Below are 20,548 nucleotides of genomic sequence, written 5' to 3'. Positions count from 1 at the left end.
TCAGATCAGAACCTGCGTTAACGCCGCGCCATCATCGCCAACCGAATGAGCGCGCGTTCGACCAGTGCCATCGCGGGGGCGGTTTGCCCGGCAGAGCGCAATTGCAAATCAGTTTCGGTCAGCAGGGTCAGCGCCTGTTGCAAACGGTCCGCGCCCCAGTTCTGGGCCTGTCGCAGCATGCGGTCTCGGCGTTTACCAAAGACCGGAGGGCGCACGCGGGCAATGCCCTGCCCGGCCCCGCCGGGATCGGATGCGGCAGCGTAAAGCGAGCGAAAATGGCGGGTAGCGGCGATGCACAACCCGACAGGTTGGACGCCTTGGGCCTTGAGCCGTTTCATGATCGGGCCAATTTCGCCTGAACGCGCCTCGGCCACGATGTTCAGGACATCATCCAAGTCGGCCTCAGATGACGCAGGCGCGCAGATGGCGATATCGTCAGAGGTGACAGAGCTCTCATCGCCCAACATATAGAGCGACAGCTTTTCCACCGTCTGGCGGAAATCACCGGGATCGAGTTCCTGCGCCAGTGTCATCAGATCGCGCATGGCATCGGTTCCGACGTTGTTAAGCCCGGATTTGGCTAATGTGGCCTCGATCTCGGCCTTGGAGGGGGGATCATCATAGATCGCGGCGGCGTAGGCGTTGTTATGGGTCTCAAACAATTTACGCAGCTTGGAGGCTGCTTTGAGCGACCCGGCAGTGACAATGACCTGCGCGTCACCCGTCCGCCAGTCCGTCAGCGCGTCGGTGATGATCGGCGTGATCACATCGGTTGCGTCTTCGACGAAGGCAACGCGAGCGCCGGGAAAAAAGCCCTGCGCCTTGATCGCGTCTTGCAGCATTGCGGGATCCTTGCGCAGCTCTGCGCCGGGAATGCGGGTCAGACGCATTTCCTCCTCGCCCTGCGGGCCGATGAGGGCGGCGATCACCTCTTGCCGCTTCAATGCCACGCGCATGGCATCGACACCATAGATCAGCAGGCCCGTACGGCTGGGATCTGGGCGGGCGAAATACCCGGGGGCATCTCGGGGCGACAGTTTCATTCTGGCAGATTGGGCGCTGCGGCGATCAGCTGTGTGATCACCTGATCGGACATAATAATCATCAAGCGTTTCTCAGCATCGCGACTGGCAGCCTGCGATGCCACCGTCGTGCCCGTATTAGAAAAGCCGGTAAAGTTGGTCACATGCCCGGTTTTCAGCACTGCACCATCGCTTAGATCGCGCAATGCGTAGGTAGTGGTGCCGACCAGATTAAGCCGGTTTGTGACGTCATTTTTATCAATTGCGACCGCATCATAGCTTAGGGATATGGAATAGGAGAGGCCATATTTCCCACTTGTGCCGCGCCCCATACGTGTCTCGAATTCACGTACAAACAGATACGCCGGGCGTGATTTTGGTTCATCCAGCAAGATGTTGTTTTGCAGCTTGGTGGCGCTACCTTGGGGGCCGTAAACCGGACTGAAGCCGCAGCCGGCCAACAGGCCCAACCCGCCAAGCAGAAATGTACGACGATCAGACAACAACATTCACAATCCGGCCTGGCACAACGATCACCTTTTTCGGGGTGGCCCCATCAAGGGCCCTTTGCACAGCATGTTCCGCCAGCGCGATTTTTTCAACCTCGGCTTTATCCATATCCTTGGGCACGCTGATTTCTGCCCGGCGTTTGCCATTGATCTGGATCGGCAAAGTCACAGTGTCGTCGACCAACATGGATTCGTCCGCTTTGGGCCAAGGTGCAGTTGCAACCAGCCCGTCGCCGCCCAGCAGCTGCCAGATTTCCTCGGCCAGGTGTGGCGTCATTGGTGACATCAGCTGTGCCAGTGTTTTGGCCGCTTGCATCTTGGCCGCTGTGCCTGCCTTGGATTTGGATAGGGCGTTGGTGAAGCCATAAAGCTTGGCAATCGCGGCATTGAAGCCAAAGGCTTCTACGCCGATCGTCACATCATGGATTGCTTTGTGCATTTCGCGCAACAGGTCCTGATCAGCAGCATTATCTGGCACTTCGGTGCCTGCGATTTCGGCGGCGATACGGTAAACCCGTCCCAGATGTTTGAACGAGGCTTCAGCACCAGAGGCCGTCCATTCCACGTCACGTTCAGGCGGGCTATCGGACAGTACAAACCAGCGAGCCGTATCAGCACCATAGGCCGAGATGATGTTCAGTGGGTCGACCACGTTGTTTTTCGACTTGGACATTTTGGCCGAGGGGATGATCTTTGCCTCTTCGCCAGTTTTTGACACAAAGGCCTTGCCATCGCGTAGCTCGACCTGCTCGGGGTAGTGATAAACCGGGCGGCCTTTGGCATTCTCAGTTTGGTAAATCGCATGGGTCACCATGCCTTGGGTAAAGAGCGCATTGAACGGCTCAATGGATTTTTCAGGCAAGTGGCCCGTAATCTGCATCGCGCGGGCGAAGAAGCGCGAATAGAGCAAGTGCAAAATCGCGTGCTCAATGCCGCCGATGTACTGATCGACATTCATCCAATATCCGGCTTCGGCCAGATCGGTGGGCGTATCGGCACGCGGCGCGGTGAAACGGGCGAAATACCACGAGCTGTCCACGAAGGTGTCCATCGTGTCAGTTTCGCGTTGTGCCGGGGCACCGCAAGACGGGCAGCTGCAATCACGCCATGTTGGATGGCGGTCCAGCGGGTTGCCGGGGATCGAGAAATCGATCGGCTTGCCGCCCTCGTCATAAGGTAGCTGGATCGGCAGGTTTTCTTTTTTCTCGGGCACCACGCCGCAGGCTGCGCAATGCACAACGGGAATTGGGGTTCCCCAATAACGCTGGCGACTCAAGCCCCAATCGCGCAGGCGGTACTTGGTGACACCTTCGCCCCAGCCCGCTTTTTCAGCGAAATCGACGGTGACATCGATGGCCTCATCCCCAGTGGCTTCGGTCAGGCCAGCGAAGTGATTGACCCAACGCACTTTCTCCGACTTTTGCGGAACAAATGCCTCAGTGGCAACTGGCGTGTCATTGTCGAGCGCAAAGAAGGTATCAATTACTGGCAAATCATATTTGCGGCAGAAATCCAGATCGCGCTGGTCATGGGCCGGGCAGGCAAACACCGCCCCGGTGCCGTAATCCATCAAAATGAAATTGGCGATCCAGACCGGCAGTTCCCAGTCAGGATTCAGCGGGTGTTTAACTTTGATGCCTGTGTCGTAGCCCAGTTTTTCACCGGTTTCGATGGCTTCCTCAGTCGTGCCGCCCTTGCGACATTCAGCAACAAAAGCCGCGACCTCCGGGTTTTCGCCCTCAAGCTGCTTGGCAATCGGGTGATCGGGTGAGATGCCAACAAAGCTGGCGCCCATTAGCGTATCAGGGCGGGTGGTGTAGACAGTGATCGGGTCACCGCCATCCGTGCGTTCAAACCCGAACTGAAGCCCACGTGATTTTCCGATCCAGTTTTCCTGCATCAGGCGCACTTTGGCGGGCCAGTTTTCAAGCGTATCCAGCGCCGACAGCAATTCCTCGGAATGATCTGAGATCTTGAAGAACCACTGCGTCAGCTCGCGTCGTTCCACCAAAGCGCCCGAGCGCCAACCGCGGCCATTTTCAACCTGTTCGTTGGCCAGAACGGTCATATCGACCGGATCCCAGTTCACCACCGCATTTTTGCGGTACACGAGGCCCTTTTCAAGGAAGTCGAGGAACAACGCCTGCTGTTGGCCATAATATTCTGGATCGCAGGTGGCAAATTCGCGGGACCAGTCGATGCTTAGGCCCAGCGGCTTCATCTGACTGCGCATGTCGGCGATGTTGCTATAGGTCCAGTCCTTGGGGTGCCCGCCCGAGGCCATCGCTGCGTTTTCGGCAGGCATGCCAAAGGCGTCCCAGCCCATCGGGTGCAAAACATTGTGGCCGGTCGACAGCTTAAACCGCGCCACCACATCGCCCATGGTGTAGTTGCGCACGTGGCCCATGTGAATCCGACCCGAGGGGTACGGGAACATTTCCAGCACGTAATATTTTGGCTTGTCCTTGGAGCGGCCCGCCTGAAAAATTTCGGCAGTGTTCCAGGCATCTTGCCACTTGGTCTCGATCTCGGCAGCTGAATAGCGCGACATGTCGGGCGCATCCCTTGGTAAGTAAATTCTTACTTAGCCTGATAGGCCCCCCGGCGATCAGCGTCCAGCCCGTTGGTGACAATTGCAGGCTGTTTCAGCTGTGTATATGGTAATCAAAACAACATTGAGCAGCATCTTTGATGAAAATCCTCTTCATCCATCAAAATTTCCCCGGACAATACAAACATCTGGCACCACTTCTTGCGTCGCAAGGCCATGAGTGCGTGGCCCTGACCCTAAAGGTCAAGGAGCCCACCACATGGAACGGGGTCAAGGTTCTCCCTTACCGCCTGCCCAACCGGGGCGGGCAAAATGTGCATCGCTGGTTGGTTGATCTCGACACCAAGGTCACCCGCGGCGAAGCCTGCTATCATGCCGCCGTAAAACTGCGCGAGACAGGATTTACACCGGATCTGATTCTGGCGCACCCCGGTTGGGGGGAATCGCTGTTTTTGAACGATGTCTGGCCCTCGGCGCGTATCGGCCTTTATTGCGAGCTGTATCATCAGGCTGGCTACCCGCATATGAACTTTGACCCTGAATTCCCTGCCCCGGACGCGGGCACCGACGGGTTACGATTGCGGATGAAGAACCTTAACAATCATCTACATTTTGGTTCCGCCAGTGCCGGGATCAGCCCGACGCGGTTTCAGGCAGACACGTTTCCACAGGGATTTAGAAACAAGATCACTGTAAGTCACGATGGGATCAACACCGCACAGGCATGTCCAAACCCAGATGTCGTATTCAAGCTGGATAAGGTGCCTGAGCTGACCCGCGATGACGAAGTCATCACCTTTGTGAACCGCAATCTGGAACCTTATCGTGGTTATCACATTTTCATGCGCGCCTTGCCCCGGCTTTTACGTGAACGCCCCAATGCACGAGTGCTGATTGTTGGCGGCGATGAAGTCAGTTACGGCGCGGCACCCGCCAAAGGGAAAACCTGGAAGCAGGTCTTTATCGATGAAGTTCGTGATCAGATTTCGGATTCAGACTGGAACCGGGTGCATTTTCTGGGGCGCATTCCTTATGAGGCTTTTCTCAAACTGCTGCAGGTCAGCCGGGTGCATGTCTATTTGACCTACCCGTTTGTGCTGAGCTGGAGCCTGATGGAGGCGATGAGTATTGAAGCAGCGATCGTTGCCAGCGATACCCCCCCTGTGCGCGAGATCATCGGCCACGGTGAAACCGGCCGGTTGGTCGATTTTTTCGACAAAGATGCGCTTGTCAGTGAGGTCTGCGCACTGCTGGAAGATGACGATCAACGTCGGGCTTTAGGGCAGGCAGCGCGTTGGAAAATGCAAGCGGAATACGATCTGAAATCAATCTGCCTACCACGACAGATTGACTGGATCAGGTCAGTTATGCGTGGTTAAGCAAGATCAGAATTTACCGGCTTGAATACGTAGCTGGCGCGCACGGGCCAGAATAGCATCTTCGACAGCACGCTGCGTGGCCGCAGTGACCGGACCGCGCTTGGTCTGCAGGGCGACATTCAACGACCGTGCATCAAGGGCTGGATCGCTGATCAACACAGTCGCACGATACGATGTCCCACCACCCGGAGGGGTGCCATATCCAGTCGTGATCACGCCGGTAAAGGGATCGGCATTTTGAACAGGCAAGAAGCTTAGCACTTCCAGGCTAGCCGTCCATAAAAAGCGGTTCACTTTGACATCGGCGGTTGGATCGCCCTGAAAGGCTTCAAAGATCGAGGTGCCGCTTTGCACCGGGCTGGATTCGCGCCCGCCTTTAACTTTTGTGGATGCGGGATCAAAGGTTGCATTTTCTCGCCATGACGAACAGGACGCCACCAGTGCAACAACCAAAAACACAGAGACCAAACGGTACAAACGAGACAGGATCATTCTACGGCCCAACATTGCTTCTATCCCCTACTATCCAACGTGGCGGATTGGGGCAAGGCATTAACAACGCTCTGACGACGCCGTGACAAGAAATTACAAATTTTTGCACAACACACCTGCCATGTGAGCGCTTCTGCATTGCGGGGCTTGTTCCCTTATGGCAGATAAAATCCATCACAAGACAAGGTGTTTGCCGTGAGTCTGGAAGAGATCAAAACCCGTATCGCTAAAGCCGAAGCCGAAGCAGGACGCGCCGCTGGCAGCGTAGAGCTGATTGCAGTATCGAAAGTGCAACCCAATCAACGGGTTGCGGCGGTTCTGAACGAGGGCCACCGGTGTTACGGTGAGAATCGGGTGCAGGAGGCGGCAGGTAAATGGCCGGACTTTCGCACGCAGTTCATAGGTATTGACCTGCATCTGATCGGCCCGTTGCAAACCAACAAGGCACGGCAGGCGTTTGAGTTGTTTCAAAGTATCCATTCGGTCGACCGGCCGAAACTGGCCAATACCATCGCACGACTTGCACAAGAAGTCGGCCATTGCCCGGATCTTTTCTTGCAGGTCAACACTGGGGAAGAGCCACAAAAGGCAGGTGTTCTGCCCCGCGACGCCGATGCTTTTATCTCTGAGTGCAAGACTATGGACCTGCCGGTAAAGGGTCTAATGTGCATCCCCCCCGCCGAGGAAGAAGCCAGCCTTCACTTTGCCCTGCTTGCCAAAATTGCCGCGCGCAACGGGTTGGACGGCCTGTCCATGGGCATGAGCAGCGACTTTGAAATAGCCATCAGCTTTGGCGCAACACATGTGCGCGTTGGCAGCGCCATCTTTGGCGCACGGGCTTACGATACAGCGGGTTAATATGTGCTGTCGTCTGGCTGTTCCTCACGGCTCAACGAGTAAGGTGTTTTCGATGAGGCGAATGGCCGCTGTGAGCCCAGACCTACCACGGCTGCATTTGCAGCATGTTGCTGGCACAGAAATTAACGCGCATCAACGTCGGCCCATAGCTGCTATTCAAGGGGCTGAATTTTCGACTAACCGCTTCTCTCGTACTGGACATTAATTGATCTTGCAGCATTCATACGGTCTAAAGCCCGAGCCGTGGGATAAACCCACCTTTCGTCAATGATGAGCTGTAGATTTGCCTCTAGCGCATTGTCGTAGGTGTTAGCTAAGTCGGCACCAATATAGACCGGATGTCGCTGATGCGCTTCTTGGCGTCTAGCCGTTCCTCGCAATTGGGGAATAATGCCTCCATCAGAAGCTCCATTTGGCCCATAGCTGTTGCATGATCAATGCCTCCAGTTTGAAGGCCGCAACGCAACCAAAGCCCATCTATCATAGTCGATATTGCTAGTGCAGTTTCTTCAGCGCGCTCATTTTCGACCAGTTGCACCAAGGCATGTACTAAATTTGAACGCATACGTCGGTGAATGGCAGTTTGTATGCGCTGATAACTCGAGTGATGGGGAATTTCGGCGCAAAGGGAGAGCCAAGCATGTGCCAATTTTGGATGAAAGAATTGTTCAGAAAAATTGGCTTCTATGACGGAGTAGATTCTTTCCCAAGGATTATTTGAGCGAATTAGCAATGCATTTACTGCGCGAGCAAGATCAGCATTTGCGTACCTCAGTGCCATTTCTAACAATCGCGTTTTGCTACCAAAATAGTGCAGCACATTCGTCTTTGAAACACCCGCTCGTGTCGCGACCTTTTCGACAGTCGTTCCGGTAAGTCCATGTTCACAAAGAGTTTCGAAAGCAGCCTTGGAATACTCTTCTGTTCTAAGGCGCCAGAGATTTTTGCGTTTCAAATGCTTCTCCTGCTGATCACGCCAGTAAATATTTTGTTGACTCAGGTGTCAATATGTACCTATTGATCTATTTATAGACCAATAAGTCTATTAATAGATCAATGAGAATATACGCGAGTTGCGACATCATTTAGTCCGCTCGAGCGATGATAGGAAATCTTAGGCGGAGAATGGAAACGTGGTTTGCATCAGTGATTTCGAGAACCCATCCGATGCACGATTTAGCCGAAGTTGGCGTCACCCCGTTGACCTGAGCTACACTGAAGTTGGCGAGCCAACGGCTCGGCCGCTCGTACTGCTGGTCGGCTTGGGTATGCAAATGCACGAATGGCCCCGCACATTTCTAGAAAATCTGTCCAAATCTTTTCGCGTTATCTGTGTGGAAAACCGAGATGCAGGGCAGTCTCTACGGTGTGGGCCAGACAGTGAACCAAATATAGCCAGCATATGGCTTCACGCGGACGAAGAGAGCGCCACCAAATATGCCCCGTATTCGGTGTTTGATATGCGTGATGATGTGATTGACTTGCTCGACAAGTTGAACATTCAGAGTTTCGATATCATTGGTTTTTCCATGGGCGGCATGATCGCGCAATTAGTAGCAGCAAAAACCGCCTCACGTGTCGGTTCGTTTATCCAGTTCGCTAGCAACGACGGCACAATTCATATGAATAGCACAGATGAAGCCAAAAGACGTATAGCGCGCCTTTTTGTTGAACCTGAGGCATCAGAACAAATCAAAGAGTATCTATTGGAAGACACGCTCTACTATGGCGCAGGCCGAGTAGGTTTGAGCGATGAACTAATTGCGGAGATCGAGAAGATATATCTGCAGGGCTTTTCATGTGGTGGATCTGCCCGACAGGCGCTGGCCGTACTTAGTTCCGGAGATCGACGAGATCAGTTGCGTACAATTCGCGCTCGAACCTTGGTGGTTCACGGGGATAGCGATCCCTGTATTTCCCCGCAGTCCGGTAAAACCGCCGCGGAATTGATACCAAATGCAAAATTCAAACTTCTGAAGGGAGTTGGGCACATTGTGGATGAACAGATGTGTGCCGCTGCTTTGAGTTGGCTCTGCCGCAACCAATCATCCGAATTTGCAAAACCGACTAACTAGAGAGGAAACAAAAGATGACCATCAATACAAACGGACAACTCAATAGGCGTGGTTTTCTAAAAACATCTGCCGCTGCAGTTGCAGCGACCACTTTACCAATGAGCGTGGCTTCTGCGAGCCCGAAACGCGGGGGGCATTTGCGCGTGGGAAAAGGCCACGGTGCGACAACAGATACTTGGAACCCGGCTACTTGGGACAATGGATTTACACTTCCCTTAGCTTTTGCCGTTCATGGGTATTTGACAGAAATCAAGGCCGATGGATCAGCAGGACCATTAGTCGCCGAAAGTTGGGAGGCGTCGCCAGACGCGAAAATCTGGCGTTTCAAAATTCGCAAAGGTGCAACCTTCCATAGCGGCAAGGATGTGACGCCGGAAGATGTTAAAGCCTCCATTCTATATCATAAGGGACCGGATTCAACATCCGCAGCTGGTCCAATTGTTGAACCGATTGAAGATATCTCAATTGACGGTGATACAGTCGTATTTGAATTGTCCGGCGGCAATGCAGACTTCCCATTCATCCTTTCCGATGTGCATCTGAGCATCCACCCAGCAAAGGATGACACTATAGATTGGGAATCCGCTGATGGGTGTGGCGCCTATGTTCCAAAAAACGTCAAATTTGGGGTTTCGGCATATCTTGAACGATACCCCAATTATTGGCGCGATGATGTGGCATGGTTTGACAGTATCGAGATGCTATCACTTGTCGATCAAAATGCGCGTACAACCGCGATGGTCGCGGGTGATGTCGACGTCATTGACCGACTCGACCTAAAAACTGTGGGATTACTGGAACGCAACCCAAACCTGAATATTCACTCGATTGCAGGTAACCAACACTTCACCTTTGCCATGGCCAGCAATCAGGTTCCGTTTGACGACAACAATGTGCGTCAGGCCTTAAAGTACGCAATCAACCGGGAAGAACTCGTTGATAAAATCTTGTTTGGGTATGGTTCTCTAGGCAATGACAATCCAATCGGCAAAGGGCAGCTTTATTACAATAGTGAGCTGGAGCAGAAAGCCTATGATCCAGACAAAGCTAAATGGTATCTGCAACAAGCGGGCCTAGACAAACTAGAGGTGTCACTTTCCGCTGCGGATGCGGCTTTTGCCGGTGCCGTGGATGCGGCAGTTCTTTTCCAGAATTCAGCCAAGAGCGCGGACATAGACATTCGGGTCGTTCGGGAACCAAATGATGGCTACTGGTCGGATGTTTGGATGCAAAAACCATTTACAGCAGTTTATTGGAATGGCCGACCGGTGCAGGATCAGATGTTCTCAACAGCGTTCGCTTGCGGTGCGGCTTGGAACGACGGGTTTTGGTGTAATGATCGGTTCGAAGAACTATTAATTGCTGCACGTGCGGAACTGGATAATGCGAAACGCAAGCAGATGTATTTCGAAATTCAGGACATTGTCTCGAATGATGGTTCAGTCATAATCCCGATGTTCGCCAACTATGTCTTTGCGACCTCCAACAAGATCTCGACACCAGAAATCACCGCGTCGAACTGGGATATGGACGGAGAACGTTGGGCTGAACGCTGGTGGTTCGCATAATGAGTCCCAATTAGAAATGGGGTTGCGGGCTGAACGATGCTTAGAACCAACGAAGTGTAGTGCAATCTGCAAAACAACACGCCGTCCTTATTGTATTTCATGAGAATTGCATTTTATGAGATCAAACGACGTGAAGCGTGGTGCGCTTGATTTTCTTCCCTGTAATCAAGCGCACCGCAACTTCAGATACACTACAACCTGAATGTCAGTTTTCGAAGCACAAAGTCGTTGTACTGCGCCTGCAGCGAATGACCGAATTCCTCCCACCCTGATGGACACATCTTTATGTGAACGAGAAATTTGCACCTGCGGCGAACGGCAGGTTTGTCCGTAAATTTGCCATGCGCGGCCTTCACTTCTTCACACAATCTACTGTGTGACGCGCGGGTTCTGACAATCGGTCTATTGAAGATGCTCGCCGAAAGAGCCGTGTGGCTGACATGCACAGTGCAATCTAGCTCAACTGCAACTTTAGTGTTTCAACCAAGGCAGATGTGTCTGTCATACTCAGGAATTGAATTTCTTCCCAAGTTCTCTGCCGGGCGTGGTATGAGGGTTTCATATTAGTGCATTTTTTACAAACATTATTGGAGGTATCCGAATGGATAAACGGTTCATTGGCGTCCTGATTATAAGTGCGTGCATTGCTGGATTGGCCCCATTGGCCGTTCCGTATTTTCAACAAGAAGAACCCGAGTTTCCTCCTGAAATCACCGCGGACGAGGCGACCCAACGCCTGATTGCGGCACAACAAACCCGGCCCGATCGGGCCAGTGTCAGGCCTGTCGCAGTGCAGCGTAAGCGAGATAATGAAGTTCCTGACCCGACCGAAATCCTCCTCGCACCGGAAACCGGCCTTGGGCTGGGATGGGGTTGGAACGCCTTTCACGGCGAAGCCATCCCGACCCAATGTGTCGAGTTCACCCGCGACAAACCATTCAAAGGCCAAACCTCGGCCTTGGACTTTAGCGAAGTCAACGACCAATACGAATTGCAGGCGGCGATGGATATGAGCGCCGAGGCCTCGGTCAAGTCGATGGGCTATGACGTTGAAGGCGAAATGAAGTTCAGCACCGAGACAAATATCAGTGGCACATCGTTGACTTATCTGATTGAGGCGGAAGTTTTGAATGCCCCTTGGGTGGCGCTTCCACCCGGTGAAGGCGGCGGGCAATCTGTTGAACTGACGCCTGAGGCCGAACGGTTCGCGCGGCAGGATTTGGAATTGTTCAAAGATATCTGTGGCACCGGTTATATTTCTGCCACGTATGGTGGAGCAAAACTGTCAATTGTAGTCGACATCAAGACCACCAGTCAGGAAAGCCGTTCGGCGATGTCGGCTTCGGTCAGTGGTGGCGGTTGGGGCGTAAAAGTCAGCGCTGCAATGAGCGGGTCGAGCTCTTCAGACAACAAAAAGGCATCTCGGGATATCAATTTCTTTCAATCCGGTGGTGAGCCCGAAGTCCTGCCCACAACGCCGGAGGCGATTGTGACCGCAGCAGAAACCCTTGCCAAGCAAGCGGGTAAAGCGGAAAAAATCTTTCGGATTGCGGTTACCCCCTATGAGGTGCTGTCCAACTGGCCGCGAGAGGAAAATCTGTCAGGTTCAGAGGTCGAGTATGAAGAACTTGCCGCACTTTGGGGCAGCTACCGCGCGCTGTTCACCGATCTGCAGGCCGCACTGGACACCCCTAATGCCTATGTTGTGCCCTATCGTAATTGCGCAAACACGCCTTGTACGACAACCTTTTTACCTGCCAGCAATGCGATAATGATGACGAACCTAAAAGCGCTGCAGGATGAGGTTTTGATTGGGCTTGACCGGCTGGAACTGGCGGCCCGGGCCTGTGTCACGGCCGAAGAGCTGTGCGAGACAAACACAGCTTTGTATCGATCGCCCTATGCCTATCAGGTGGCCATGCCGGTGCGGACCTGCCTTTTGGTCGAAGATTTCAGCCCTGCCGATGAAGCCGCGTACAAAACCGCCCGCAACGATGTATATCTTGCGGTCTATGGCGCACCCATCCGAACCGCAAATAGTCCTGATGAGCAAGATCATGGCGGCCCTCTGATTGAGGAGTTTTTCCCCGAAATTGAGCTTGCCTGTGATGGCAGCGGCTTAACAGGCACTGCAGGTGCCGCTGGGGTCTTGCCCATCTATGAAACGATGATGGTCGAGGAAACGGCCAAGGGGCGCTGCGCTTTGAGCTCATTGACGCCCGGCTGCCTGAGCAACGCAGACATTTCTGCGTGGGGCGAGCGTGTTGGCCATCACTCCTTGATCTTAGCCAGCACCAAGGAGGTTGAAGCCGTCAGAGAAGCAGCAAAAGCGCCGCAACAAACACTCCACTCCGCAGCGGCAAATTGCGCGTTCCTTAAAGAGCCAGATCGCTGGCTGGTCGGCGACCCCGGCGCGCCGCTGAAAACAAGTATCTGGGTCCCGCCAGTCTGCCTGAGCACAGTGGAACAACTGATCGAGGGCGTGGCCAAGGCTACGGCAGAGGAGAATAACCAAAATTCGAACGGCGGTTGAATAGGCTGAGGCGATCAAGCCTAGAACGCCCGTACGATCAGCCGCGTGCCCGGCACAATCTGTCGGGCGATCCGTTGTAGGTGATCAGGGCGGAAGGCGACGCAACCCGCTGTCGGATAGCCCGGCCTACGCCATTGGTGCAGGAAGATGCACGAGCCTTTGTGTGGCGTGGCCTTTGGCCAGTTCCAATCGGTGATGAATACCAGATCATAGAGCGGATCGCCCCGGCGCATGACTTCGTGTGAATGCACGTAGGGTTGGCGCACCAGCAGATTGTAATCCGGTGCTTCTGATGCATCAGACCATAGATCGCCTGGGTAAATGGGTTGGGCCCAAGAGGCCGGGCGCGCCATACGATCTGGGCGATAGTACATGCCAACGATGCGGTGTACGCCCGTGGGTGTGCCGCCATCACCTTCTCTTTTATTCCCAACGATCCCACCTTTACCGATGGTGCAAGGATAACGACGCCCGCGAAACCGCACCCCCATGGGGGTCAAAACCAGATCATCAGGTTTCATTCGAAACGATCCCCTTACGCAGTATCTGAACGATACCACCCGCAAGCAGCCCCCAAACGGCGGCCCCCAGTCCAAAGGCGGTGATGCCCGAGGCGGTGACTAGAAATGTGATCGCGGCAGCATCCCGATATTCCGCGTCTTTGAGTGCCGCGAAGGTCGAATTACCCAACACGCCAACAAGGGCCAAACCTGCGACGCTTGCCACAAGCAAGGGGGGTGCAAGGCCCGCAAAAGCGGTGATTAGCCCGGCAAACAGTCCCAGAATACAATAAAACACCCCGGCGCAAACAGCGGCCCAAAACCGCTGAGCCGGATCAGGGTGGCAATCTTCATTGGCACACATCGCGGCGGTGATCGCCGCCAGACAGGTGGCCGGGGCGCCCCAAAATGCGGAAATCATGCTGAACCCTCCGACACCCGACAGCAATGGTCGTGGCGGCGGTGTGTATCCATAGCTTTTCAGCACAGCCAACCCCGGCACGTTTTGTGTGGCCATGGTGACAATAAACAGCGGCAAAGCGATGCCCATCACCGCATCCAGTGAAAACGTCGGGGCCACGAAAGCCCCCATCGTCAAGGCCGATCCAGTTGAAAACTTGGAAAAATCGCCGATGACAAAGATGATCGCGGTCGCCATAAGCACCGCAGCAGGCACTGCCAACATGCGGTTGATCCGTCCGCAAATTAACCAAACCATGACCACCGGGCCGATCACTGCCGGGGCTTCGGCCATCGCGGTAACGGGTTGCAGGCACAAGGGCAGCAATACCCCCGCCAGCATCGCCTGTGCCAGAGGGGTCGGAATAGACGCTGCCAAACGGCCAAACGGCCGATATAGCCCAGCCACCAATGTCAACACGCCAGCCACAATGAAGGCCCCGACCGCATCCGAAAACCCACCCGCCGTCGCCGCTGTAACCGCCAACAACGCCGCACCTGGTGTCGACCAGGCCACACTGGCCGGGATCCGCGTGTACAAGCTCAGCACGATGGCGCAAATGCCCATCGACAATGCCGCAGCCATCAAGCCCGACGCCGCCTGTGCAGGCGTTGCCCCCATGCTGGCCAAGCCTTGTAAAATAATTGGAAACGAGCTGAAAAAACCGACGATCGCCACCACTGCTCCAGTGGTCACGGTCTGCAGAGGTGGAAAACCAGTGCGCATAAAAAACCCCATAAACCCGAACCACAACCCTAAGTAAAATCTGCAGCTGTGCAAGGGACCTTACAGCACAAAATGAAAAACCCCGGCCAATCACCGGGGTCCTTCATTCATCTGACACAAAATATCTCGGGGGAGGCGCGCAGCGACGGGGGCAGCGCCCCCGCCTCACTCTCAACCCAGCGCGTCGTTACAGCGCTGGCAAGTGCCGGGATGTGCATGACGGCCCACGTCTGGCAGGATTTTCCAGCACCGCTGGCATTTCTCACCATCAGCTTTCTCGAATACGACGCCAATCCCTTCGATTTCGGGAACGCGGAACGCCTCGGCCGGAGCAGGATCACTTGAGATGGTCAGCCCCGAGGTGATGCACAGGTCATTCACATCAAAGGTTGCCAACAGATCGCGTGTTTCGGCATCCTCGACATGCACAATCGGCGCGGCTTCAAGGCTGGAACCGATTACTTTGTCCTGACGCTGCACCTCAAGCGAGGCGGTCACAGCTCGACGCACCCGGCGGACTTTGGCCACACCAGCCTCAAGCTGCTCATTGCGCCAATCAGCGGGTGTTTCGACAAAATCGATCAGGTGAACCGAACTGTCATCACCCGGGAAGCGTTCCAGCCAGACCTCTTCCATCGTAAAGACCAGCACCGGCGCCAGCCATCTGGTCAGGCGGTGGAACAGGATGTCCAACACCGTCCGCGCCGCGCGGCGGCGCTCATTGTCACCATCACAATAAAGCGCGTCTTTGCGGACGTCGAAATAGAACGATGACAAATCTACTGTCGCAAAGGTGAACACCGCGCTGAACACGCCTTGGAAATCATACTTTGCATAGCCGTCGCGCACGATCTCATCCAGCTCGGCCAGACGGCTGAGCACCCAGCGCTCCAGGCGCGGCATGTCCGCCGGGTCCATCCGGTCGGCCTCGGTGAATTCGGACAGCGAGCCGAGCATGAAGCGCATTGTGTTGCGCAGGCGGCGATAGCTGTCGGCAGTGCCTTTCAGGATCTCGGGCCCGATCCGCAAATCAGCAGAATAATCTGACTGCGCCACCCAAAGCCGCAGGATATCCGCGCCATACTGCTTGGTCACATCCTCGGGCGAGATGGTGTTGCCCACGGATTTCGACATTTTCATGCCTTTGGCATCCAACGTAAACCCGTGCGTCAACACACCACGATAGGGTGCATGGCCACGTGTGCCGCACGATTGCAGCATCGAAGAGTGGAACCAACCACGGTGCTGATCGGTGCCTTCAAGATAGAGATCGGCCAAGCCGTCCTCTGATCCGTCTTCGCGATCATTCAACACAAAGGAGTGGGTCGATCCAGAATCGAACCAGACGTCCAGAATGTCATCAACTTTGTCCCACTCAGCCGGGTCAACGATGCCTTCAAGGAAGCGCTCTTTTGCGCCATCTTTGTACCAAGCGTCTGCGCCTTCGGCCTCAAAAGCTTCCAGCACGCGGGCGTTGACCTCTTCATTGCGCAGCAAGAAGCCCTCGTCGGTGGGCAACGCATCTTTCTTGATGAAGCAAGTCAGAGGCACACCCCAAGCGCGTTGACGTGACAGCACCCAGTCAGGGCGTGCTTCGATCATCGAATAGAGCCGGTTGCGGCCGGTCTTTGGCGTCCATGTGACCAGTTGGTCAATGGAATTGAGCGCGCGTTCGCGGATCGTGGTGCCATAAGTGTCTTTACCATCACCCACCGCGCGGTCAACAGCGGCAAACCACTGCGGCGTGTTGCGGTAGATCACTGGCGCTTTGGAGCGCCAGCTGTGCGGATAGCTGTGTTTGATCTTGCCACGTGCCAGCAGGCCGCCAACCTCGACCAGCTTGTTGATCACGGTCTTGTTGGCATCGCCCTCGCCGCCCTTGCGGTTCAGGATGTATTTGCCACCAAAGAACGGCAGGTTTGCGCGAAAGCCGCCATCATCCATGACGTTGTAGGTGATGACCTGCTCCAGCATGCCCAGATCACGGTACAGCTCAAACTCTTCCATACCGTGGCTTGGCGCACAGTGGACAAACCCCGTACCTTCGGTGTCGGTCACAAAGTCCGCTGCGCGGAAGTCGCGAATGTCGTCCCATTCGCCTTCGCCGCCTTCGGCACCTGCCAATGGGTGTTGCAGGCCGATCCCCGCCAGCTCGGATGTGGGAACATCGCGCACACGCTGCCATTGGTCATCATTCAAGCGGGCACGACCCATGACGTCCGCCGCCAGATTGTCAGCCAGCAGGAACTTGTCACCCGCTGCTGCCCAGCATTCATCCGGCGTGCTGGTCACCTCATAGAGGCCATACGAGATGCCTTCGCCGTACACCACAGCCTTGTTTGATGGGATGGTCCATGGGGTGGTCGTCCAGATCACCACCTGAGCGCCATCCAGATCACCGGCGTTGACCACACGGAATTTCACCCAGATGGTGAAGCTTTCCTTGTCGTGATATTCCACCTCGGCATCGGCCAGTGCGGTTTTCTCAACCGGTGACCACATCACAGGCTTGGAACCTTGATAAAGCGTGCCATTCATCAGGAATTTCTGGAATTCCTCGGCGATGATGCGCTCGGAACGGAAATCCATTGTCAGATACGGCTTTTCCCACTTGCCCGTAATGCCAAGACGTTTGAATTCATCGCGCTGCACATCGATCCAGCCTTCGGCAAATTTGCGGCATTCCTGACGGAAGTCGATCAGGTCGACCTCGTCTTTGTTTTTGCCCTTTTTGCGGTATTGCTCTTCGATCTTCCACTCGATCGGCAGGCCGTGACAGTCCCAGCCGGGGATATAGCGCGCATCGCGGCCCATCATCTGTTGGCTGCGCACCACCATGTCCTTAAGGATCTTGTTCAACGCGTGACCAATGTGCAGGTGGCCGTTGGCATAGGGCGGGCCGTCATGCAGGGTGAAAGGCGGGCGGCCTTCGGCCTTGTCGCGCAGACGGTCATAGATGCCGATCTTGTTCCAACGCTCCAACCATGCAGGCTCGCGCTTGGGCAGGCCCGCGCGCATTGGAAATTCGGTTTCTGGCAGGTTCAGGGTGGATTTGTAGTCAGGCAGTTCGGCGCACATCGCGGGCGTCCTTTATCACGGGGTCTTTATCAGAAGTCTCTGGGGCGGCGTGATGTCTCATACGCCTTGTCCCGGCGGCTCGTCTAGCTCAGAGCGCCGGGTATATAATTCGAATAATGATGCCGAACATATACGTCATACCGCGCCTTATAGGCCGAGGTTCTGGCCCCGTCCAGTGGCCCGGTGTCACCGCGACATTTTTCCCATTTGTGTCCGGCATTCCGCGCCCTATGGTGGCAGCGTAACAAGTTGGCACAAGCAAAGCGACGCAAATTATGCCCCCCAAACAGATTGGTATCGCTGGCGCAGGCATTGGCGGGTTGGCCGCAGCCGCCGCGTTGAGCGCCGATGGCCATCAGGTGACCGTTTTTGACCAGTTCACAACCCCCGCGCCAGTCGGATCAGGGTTGGTGATTCAGCCCGTTGGTCAGGATGTGCTGGACTTGATTGGTGCTGGCGACATGGCACGTCAGATGGGACAGCCCATCAAACGGATGCTGGGCCATGAGAGCACATCAAACCGCGCCATTCTGGACGTGACGTATGACCCCAAAGACAGCACCGGGAAATACGGCCTCGCCATGCATCGATCGGCCCTGTTTCACGCCGTATTGGAAGCGGCGCAACACGCTGGTGCAACCCTGTGCCCGGATCATCAGGTCACAGGTGTGACCTCTGCTGACAAACGTCAGCTAATCTTTGAAACGGGTGCAAAAAGCCCCCCATTCGATCTGATCGTCGACGCCACCGGCGCGAAATCTCCGCTTTCGCCGCTCAAGGCTCGGGCCCTGCCCTATGGCGCGATCTGGGGTACAGTAGATTGGCCAATGGAATTGCCTGTGGATACATCCCTGCCCCTGGATCTGCTGTCACAGCGTTACCACAAGGCCAGCACCATGATCGGCATTCTGCCGGTTGGGTTTCTGCCCAACCATCAAGCCCGCAAAGCCGCCCTCTTTTGGTCTCTGACCCAGTCAGATTTAGAAATCTGGCGTTCCGAGCCAATAGAGGTGTGGAAGACGCAGGCCACCACACTGTGGCCCGCAATGGCCCCTTTTCTGGAAGGGATCACGGATCATACCCAGATGACAACCGCATTCTATTCCCATGGCACCCTGCGCACCCCGGCCGCAAACGGGTTGGTGCATATCGGTGACGCCGCCCATCGCGCCAGCCCGCAACTGGGACAAGGGGCCAACATGGCTCTGTTAGACGCTTGGGCGCTCAGCCTGTCATTGAAAGAAGTGCCTGACATTTCGGATGCCTTGCGCAGATACACTCGCATGCGGCGCAGGCATCTGTGGCTGTACCAATTGATGAGCGCTGCGTTCACGCCGCTGTATCAATCCGACAGTCGCTGGCTGCCACGCTTGCGTGACCACATCCTGACGCCCTTGTCGCGCATTCCCCCAGCACCCAGCGTCCTATCGCGACTGGTCTGCGGCGATCTGATCCGTCCGATCCGGTGATCTGCCCTTGAAACACCCCACCACTTGGCGCATGTCAGAGGCATGAACACCGCGCTGCCCCCCCGTTTCACCATCACCCGCCCCGAGATCGAGCGGGTTGTTGCGGCCTTTTATGCCAACATCCGCAAGCATCCCGGTTTGGGGCCTGTGTTTGCAGTCCACGTTGAAGACTGGTCCGCGCATGAGGCCAAGGTGGCTGATTTCTGGGCCAACACCATCCTGCATGAGCGCAGCTACGACGGCAGCCCAATGGCGGCACACCTAAAGGCAGGCAATGTCAAACCGGGAATGTTTTCGACTTGGCTGGACCTCTTCGATTCTGTCTTGCGCGCGGAACTGACCGAGGATCAGGCGGCCGCGTGGTCGGCCCTCGCCCACCGTATCGGGCGCAGCCTGCGTGCAGGTGTCGTCGACCGCGAGACCCTGCCCGGCGGCATTCCGAAACTGTTCTGAACATCGCCAATCCCGAGGGCGACGCCAAAGGCGGAGGACGAGACATCCAGTGCGCCACAAGGCGCACCTTCAGATCATTTGCTTTTGTGATTACGCATACGTTCCATTGTCGTGAGTGCCCGCAGCCATTGCTGCGATCCAACCAAACGACGAAAGGCACGCTGCAACTCGGCCGTGCCGTTACTTTGATACCAATGTCCTTGTGACAAGATCACACGTTCAGGCGCAAAGGCGATGAGCTTTTCAACACTTTCCTCCAACGCTTCCCGATTGAACCCACGCGCCATCAGATAGGGCATCTTACCGTCGGTATGTTCCGTACCTGCCAGCCAGACAATGGGCCGCATCCAGGCAGGCATTGCATTTGTATCATGCGCCTGAATGAGATCAGCCAAAATCAAGGTCGCGCTATCATGATGAAAAAAGACCATCTCGCGATGACGCCAACTGCCACGCACCAGCATCTGGCCCAATTGCCCGTCCCACTCTGCCTCGGCCTGATCGATGTCCAGTTCGCAGTCCACCCGAACCCGTTCCGCGCGGCCCTCGGCCAGTTCAGGCACACCCGGTGCCCCGTAAACAATCGCGTCCATATAGGTCGCCTGCCACACCGGCAGGACTGTCAGATACTTGGTATTTGGAACGATCAGATGTTTGACCGGCCCCAGCGCGTCCAGCTCGGCCTGTAAATTCGTGGTGAGCGTTGTGGGAGCATACACCCAGAGACTGCCATCGTGCAGCTTAACCACCGTGGCCCGTGTTCCACGCATGAGCCAATTTGAGCGGACCGGCGCGCCATCGATAATCCAAATCCCGTCCGCGATAGGTTTGAGTGTATCATAAGGCGCATGTGCAGGTCCGGTCATGTGTTATAG

At 55.4% G+C, this 20,548-nt stretch carries 16 protein-coding genes; 7 read left to right on the top strand and 9 right to left on the bottom strand.

The window, feature by feature from the left end:
* Nucleotides 1–17: 17 nt before the first annotated feature.
* Genes holA through leuS form a run of 3 tightly spaced genes read right to left on the bottom strand, consistent with a single transcriptional unit; the run spans nucleotide 18 to nucleotide 4,082 of the window.
* Nucleotides 18–1,043 carry a DNA polymerase III subunit delta gene (holA, locus tag D9A02_RS00400; protein ID WP_120499012.1) on the bottom strand — a complete coding sequence of 342 codons (1,026 nt, stop codon included), beginning with the start codon at nucleotides 1,041–1,043 and terminating at the stop codon, nucleotides 18–20.
* Entirely contained in the window at nucleotides 1,040–1,531 is a 492-nt protein-coding gene (lptE, locus tag D9A02_RS00395) for an LPS assembly lipoprotein LptE (RefSeq protein WP_120499011.1), read from the bottom strand. The genes holA and lptE overlap by 4 nt, the downstream gene beginning before the upstream one ends.
* Entirely contained in the window at nucleotides 1,518–4,082 is a 2,565-nt protein-coding gene (gene leuS, locus D9A02_RS00390; RefSeq protein ID WP_120499010.1) for a leucine--tRNA ligase, read from the bottom strand. The genes lptE and leuS overlap by 14 nt, the downstream gene beginning before the upstream one ends.
* A gap of 140 nt (nucleotides 4,083–4,222) precedes the next feature.
* Between leuS and D9A02_RS00385 the strand changes: the two genes are divergently transcribed.
* Nucleotides 4,223–5,461 (top strand): glycosyltransferase, encoded by a 1,239-nt coding sequence (locus D9A02_RS00385; RefSeq protein WP_120499009.1) that lies wholly within the window; start codon nucleotides 4,223–4,225, stop codon nucleotides 5,459–5,461.
* Between the two features lie 6 nt (nucleotides 5,462–5,467).
* On the opposite strand, the gene D9A02_RS00380 is transcribed toward D9A02_RS00385, so the two are convergent.
* On the bottom strand, nucleotides 5,468–5,968 hold the full coding sequence (locus D9A02_RS00380) for a DUF3576 domain-containing protein (protein ID WP_254054493.1): 501 nt from the start codon (nucleotides 5,966–5,968) through the stop codon (nucleotides 5,468–5,470).
* Between the two features lie 180 nt (nucleotides 5,969–6,148).
* Between D9A02_RS00380 and D9A02_RS00375 the strand changes: the two genes are divergently transcribed.
* Nucleotides 6,149–6,811: a YggS family pyridoxal phosphate-dependent enzyme gene (locus D9A02_RS00375; protein ID WP_120499027.1), complete on the top strand. Its 663-nt coding sequence runs from the start codon at nucleotides 6,149–6,151 to the stop codon at nucleotides 6,809–6,811.
* 313 nt (nucleotides 6,812–7,124) lie between these two features.
* Here D9A02_RS00375 and betI read toward each other — a convergent pair whose 3' ends face one another.
* Nucleotides 7,125–7,766 (bottom strand): transcriptional regulator BetI, encoded by a 642-nt coding sequence (betI, locus tag D9A02_RS00370; RefSeq protein WP_162932904.1) that lies wholly within the window; start codon nucleotides 7,764–7,766, stop codon nucleotides 7,125–7,127.
* 178 nt (nucleotides 7,767–7,944) lie between these two features.
* On the opposite strand from betI, the gene D9A02_RS00365 reads away from it, so the two are divergent.
* The 3 genes from D9A02_RS00365 to D9A02_RS00355 all read left to right on the top strand — a co-directional run bounded on the left by D9A02_RS00365 (nucleotide 7,945) and on the right by D9A02_RS00355 (nucleotide 12,987).
* Nucleotides 7,945–8,886, top strand: a complete 942-nt coding sequence (locus tag D9A02_RS00365; protein WP_120499007.1) for an alpha/beta fold hydrolase — start codon at nucleotides 7,945–7,947, stop codon at nucleotides 8,884–8,886.
* 14 nt (nucleotides 8,887–8,900) lie between these two features.
* Complete coding sequence (locus D9A02_RS00360) at nucleotides 8,901–10,454, top strand: ABC transporter substrate-binding protein (RefSeq protein ID WP_120499006.1); 1,554 nt, start codon at nucleotides 8,901–8,903, stop codon at nucleotides 10,452–10,454.
* 601 nt (nucleotides 10,455–11,055) lie between these two features.
* The gene (locus D9A02_RS00355; protein ID WP_120499005.1) at nucleotides 11,056–12,987 is read left to right on the top strand and encodes a hypothetical protein; all 1,932 of its coding nucleotides are present in this window, start codon (nucleotides 11,056–11,058) and stop codon (nucleotides 12,985–12,987) included.
* A gap of 20 nt (nucleotides 12,988–13,007) precedes the next feature.
* On the opposite strand, the gene D9A02_RS00350 is transcribed toward D9A02_RS00355, so the two are convergent.
* The 3 genes from D9A02_RS00350 to ileS all read right to left on the bottom strand — a co-directional run bounded on the left by D9A02_RS00350 (nucleotide 13,008) and on the right by ileS (nucleotide 17,751).
* The gene (locus D9A02_RS00350; RefSeq protein ID WP_120499004.1) at nucleotides 13,008–13,508 is read right to left on the bottom strand and encodes a L,D-transpeptidase; all 501 of its coding nucleotides are present in this window, start codon (nucleotides 13,506–13,508) and stop codon (nucleotides 13,008–13,010) included.
* A complete protein-coding gene (locus D9A02_RS00345; RefSeq protein WP_120499026.1) occupies nucleotides 13,498–14,673 on the bottom strand; it encodes a benzoate/H(+) symporter BenE family transporter in 1,176 nt (391 codons plus the stop codon). The genes D9A02_RS00350 and D9A02_RS00345 overlap by 11 nt, the downstream gene beginning before the upstream one ends.
* 171 nt (nucleotides 14,674–14,844) lie before the next feature.
* Nucleotides 14,845–17,751 carry an isoleucine--tRNA ligase gene (gene ileS, locus D9A02_RS00340; protein ID WP_120499003.1) on the bottom strand — a complete coding sequence of 969 codons (2,907 nt, stop codon included), beginning with the start codon at nucleotides 17,749–17,751 and terminating at the stop codon, nucleotides 14,845–14,847.
* 275 nt (nucleotides 17,752–18,026) lie between these two features.
* Between ileS and D9A02_RS00335 the strand changes: the two genes are divergently transcribed.
* Together D9A02_RS00335 and D9A02_RS00330 are read left to right on the top strand one after the other, a co-directional pair.
* Nucleotides 18,027–19,220 carry an NAD(P)/FAD-dependent oxidoreductase gene (locus D9A02_RS00335; RefSeq protein ID WP_120499002.1) on the top strand — a complete coding sequence of 398 codons (1,194 nt, stop codon included), beginning with the start codon at nucleotides 18,027–18,029 and terminating at the stop codon, nucleotides 19,218–19,220.
* A 42-nt stretch (nucleotides 19,221–19,262) separates the two neighbouring features.
* Nucleotides 19,263–19,673: a group III truncated hemoglobin gene (locus D9A02_RS00330; protein WP_120499001.1), complete on the top strand. Its 411-nt coding sequence runs from the start codon at nucleotides 19,263–19,265 to the stop codon at nucleotides 19,671–19,673.
* Nucleotides 19,674–19,747: 74 nt separating this feature from the next.
* Here D9A02_RS00330 and D9A02_RS00325 read toward each other — a convergent pair whose 3' ends face one another.
* Complete coding sequence (locus tag D9A02_RS00325) at nucleotides 19,748–20,539, bottom strand: DUF4336 domain-containing protein (RefSeq protein ID WP_120499000.1); 792 nt, start codon at nucleotides 20,537–20,539, stop codon at nucleotides 19,748–19,750.
* Between the last annotated feature and the right edge of the window lie 9 nt (nucleotides 20,540–20,548).

Origin of the sequence: Roseovarius sp. EL26, assembly GCF_900327775.1 — a bacterium.
GTDB lineage: Bacteria > Pseudomonadota > Alphaproteobacteria > Rhodobacterales > Rhodobacteraceae > Roseovarius.
The sequence above is the reverse complement of the archived record's forward strand: the minus strand, read 5'-3'. Positions and strand labels throughout refer to the sequence as shown.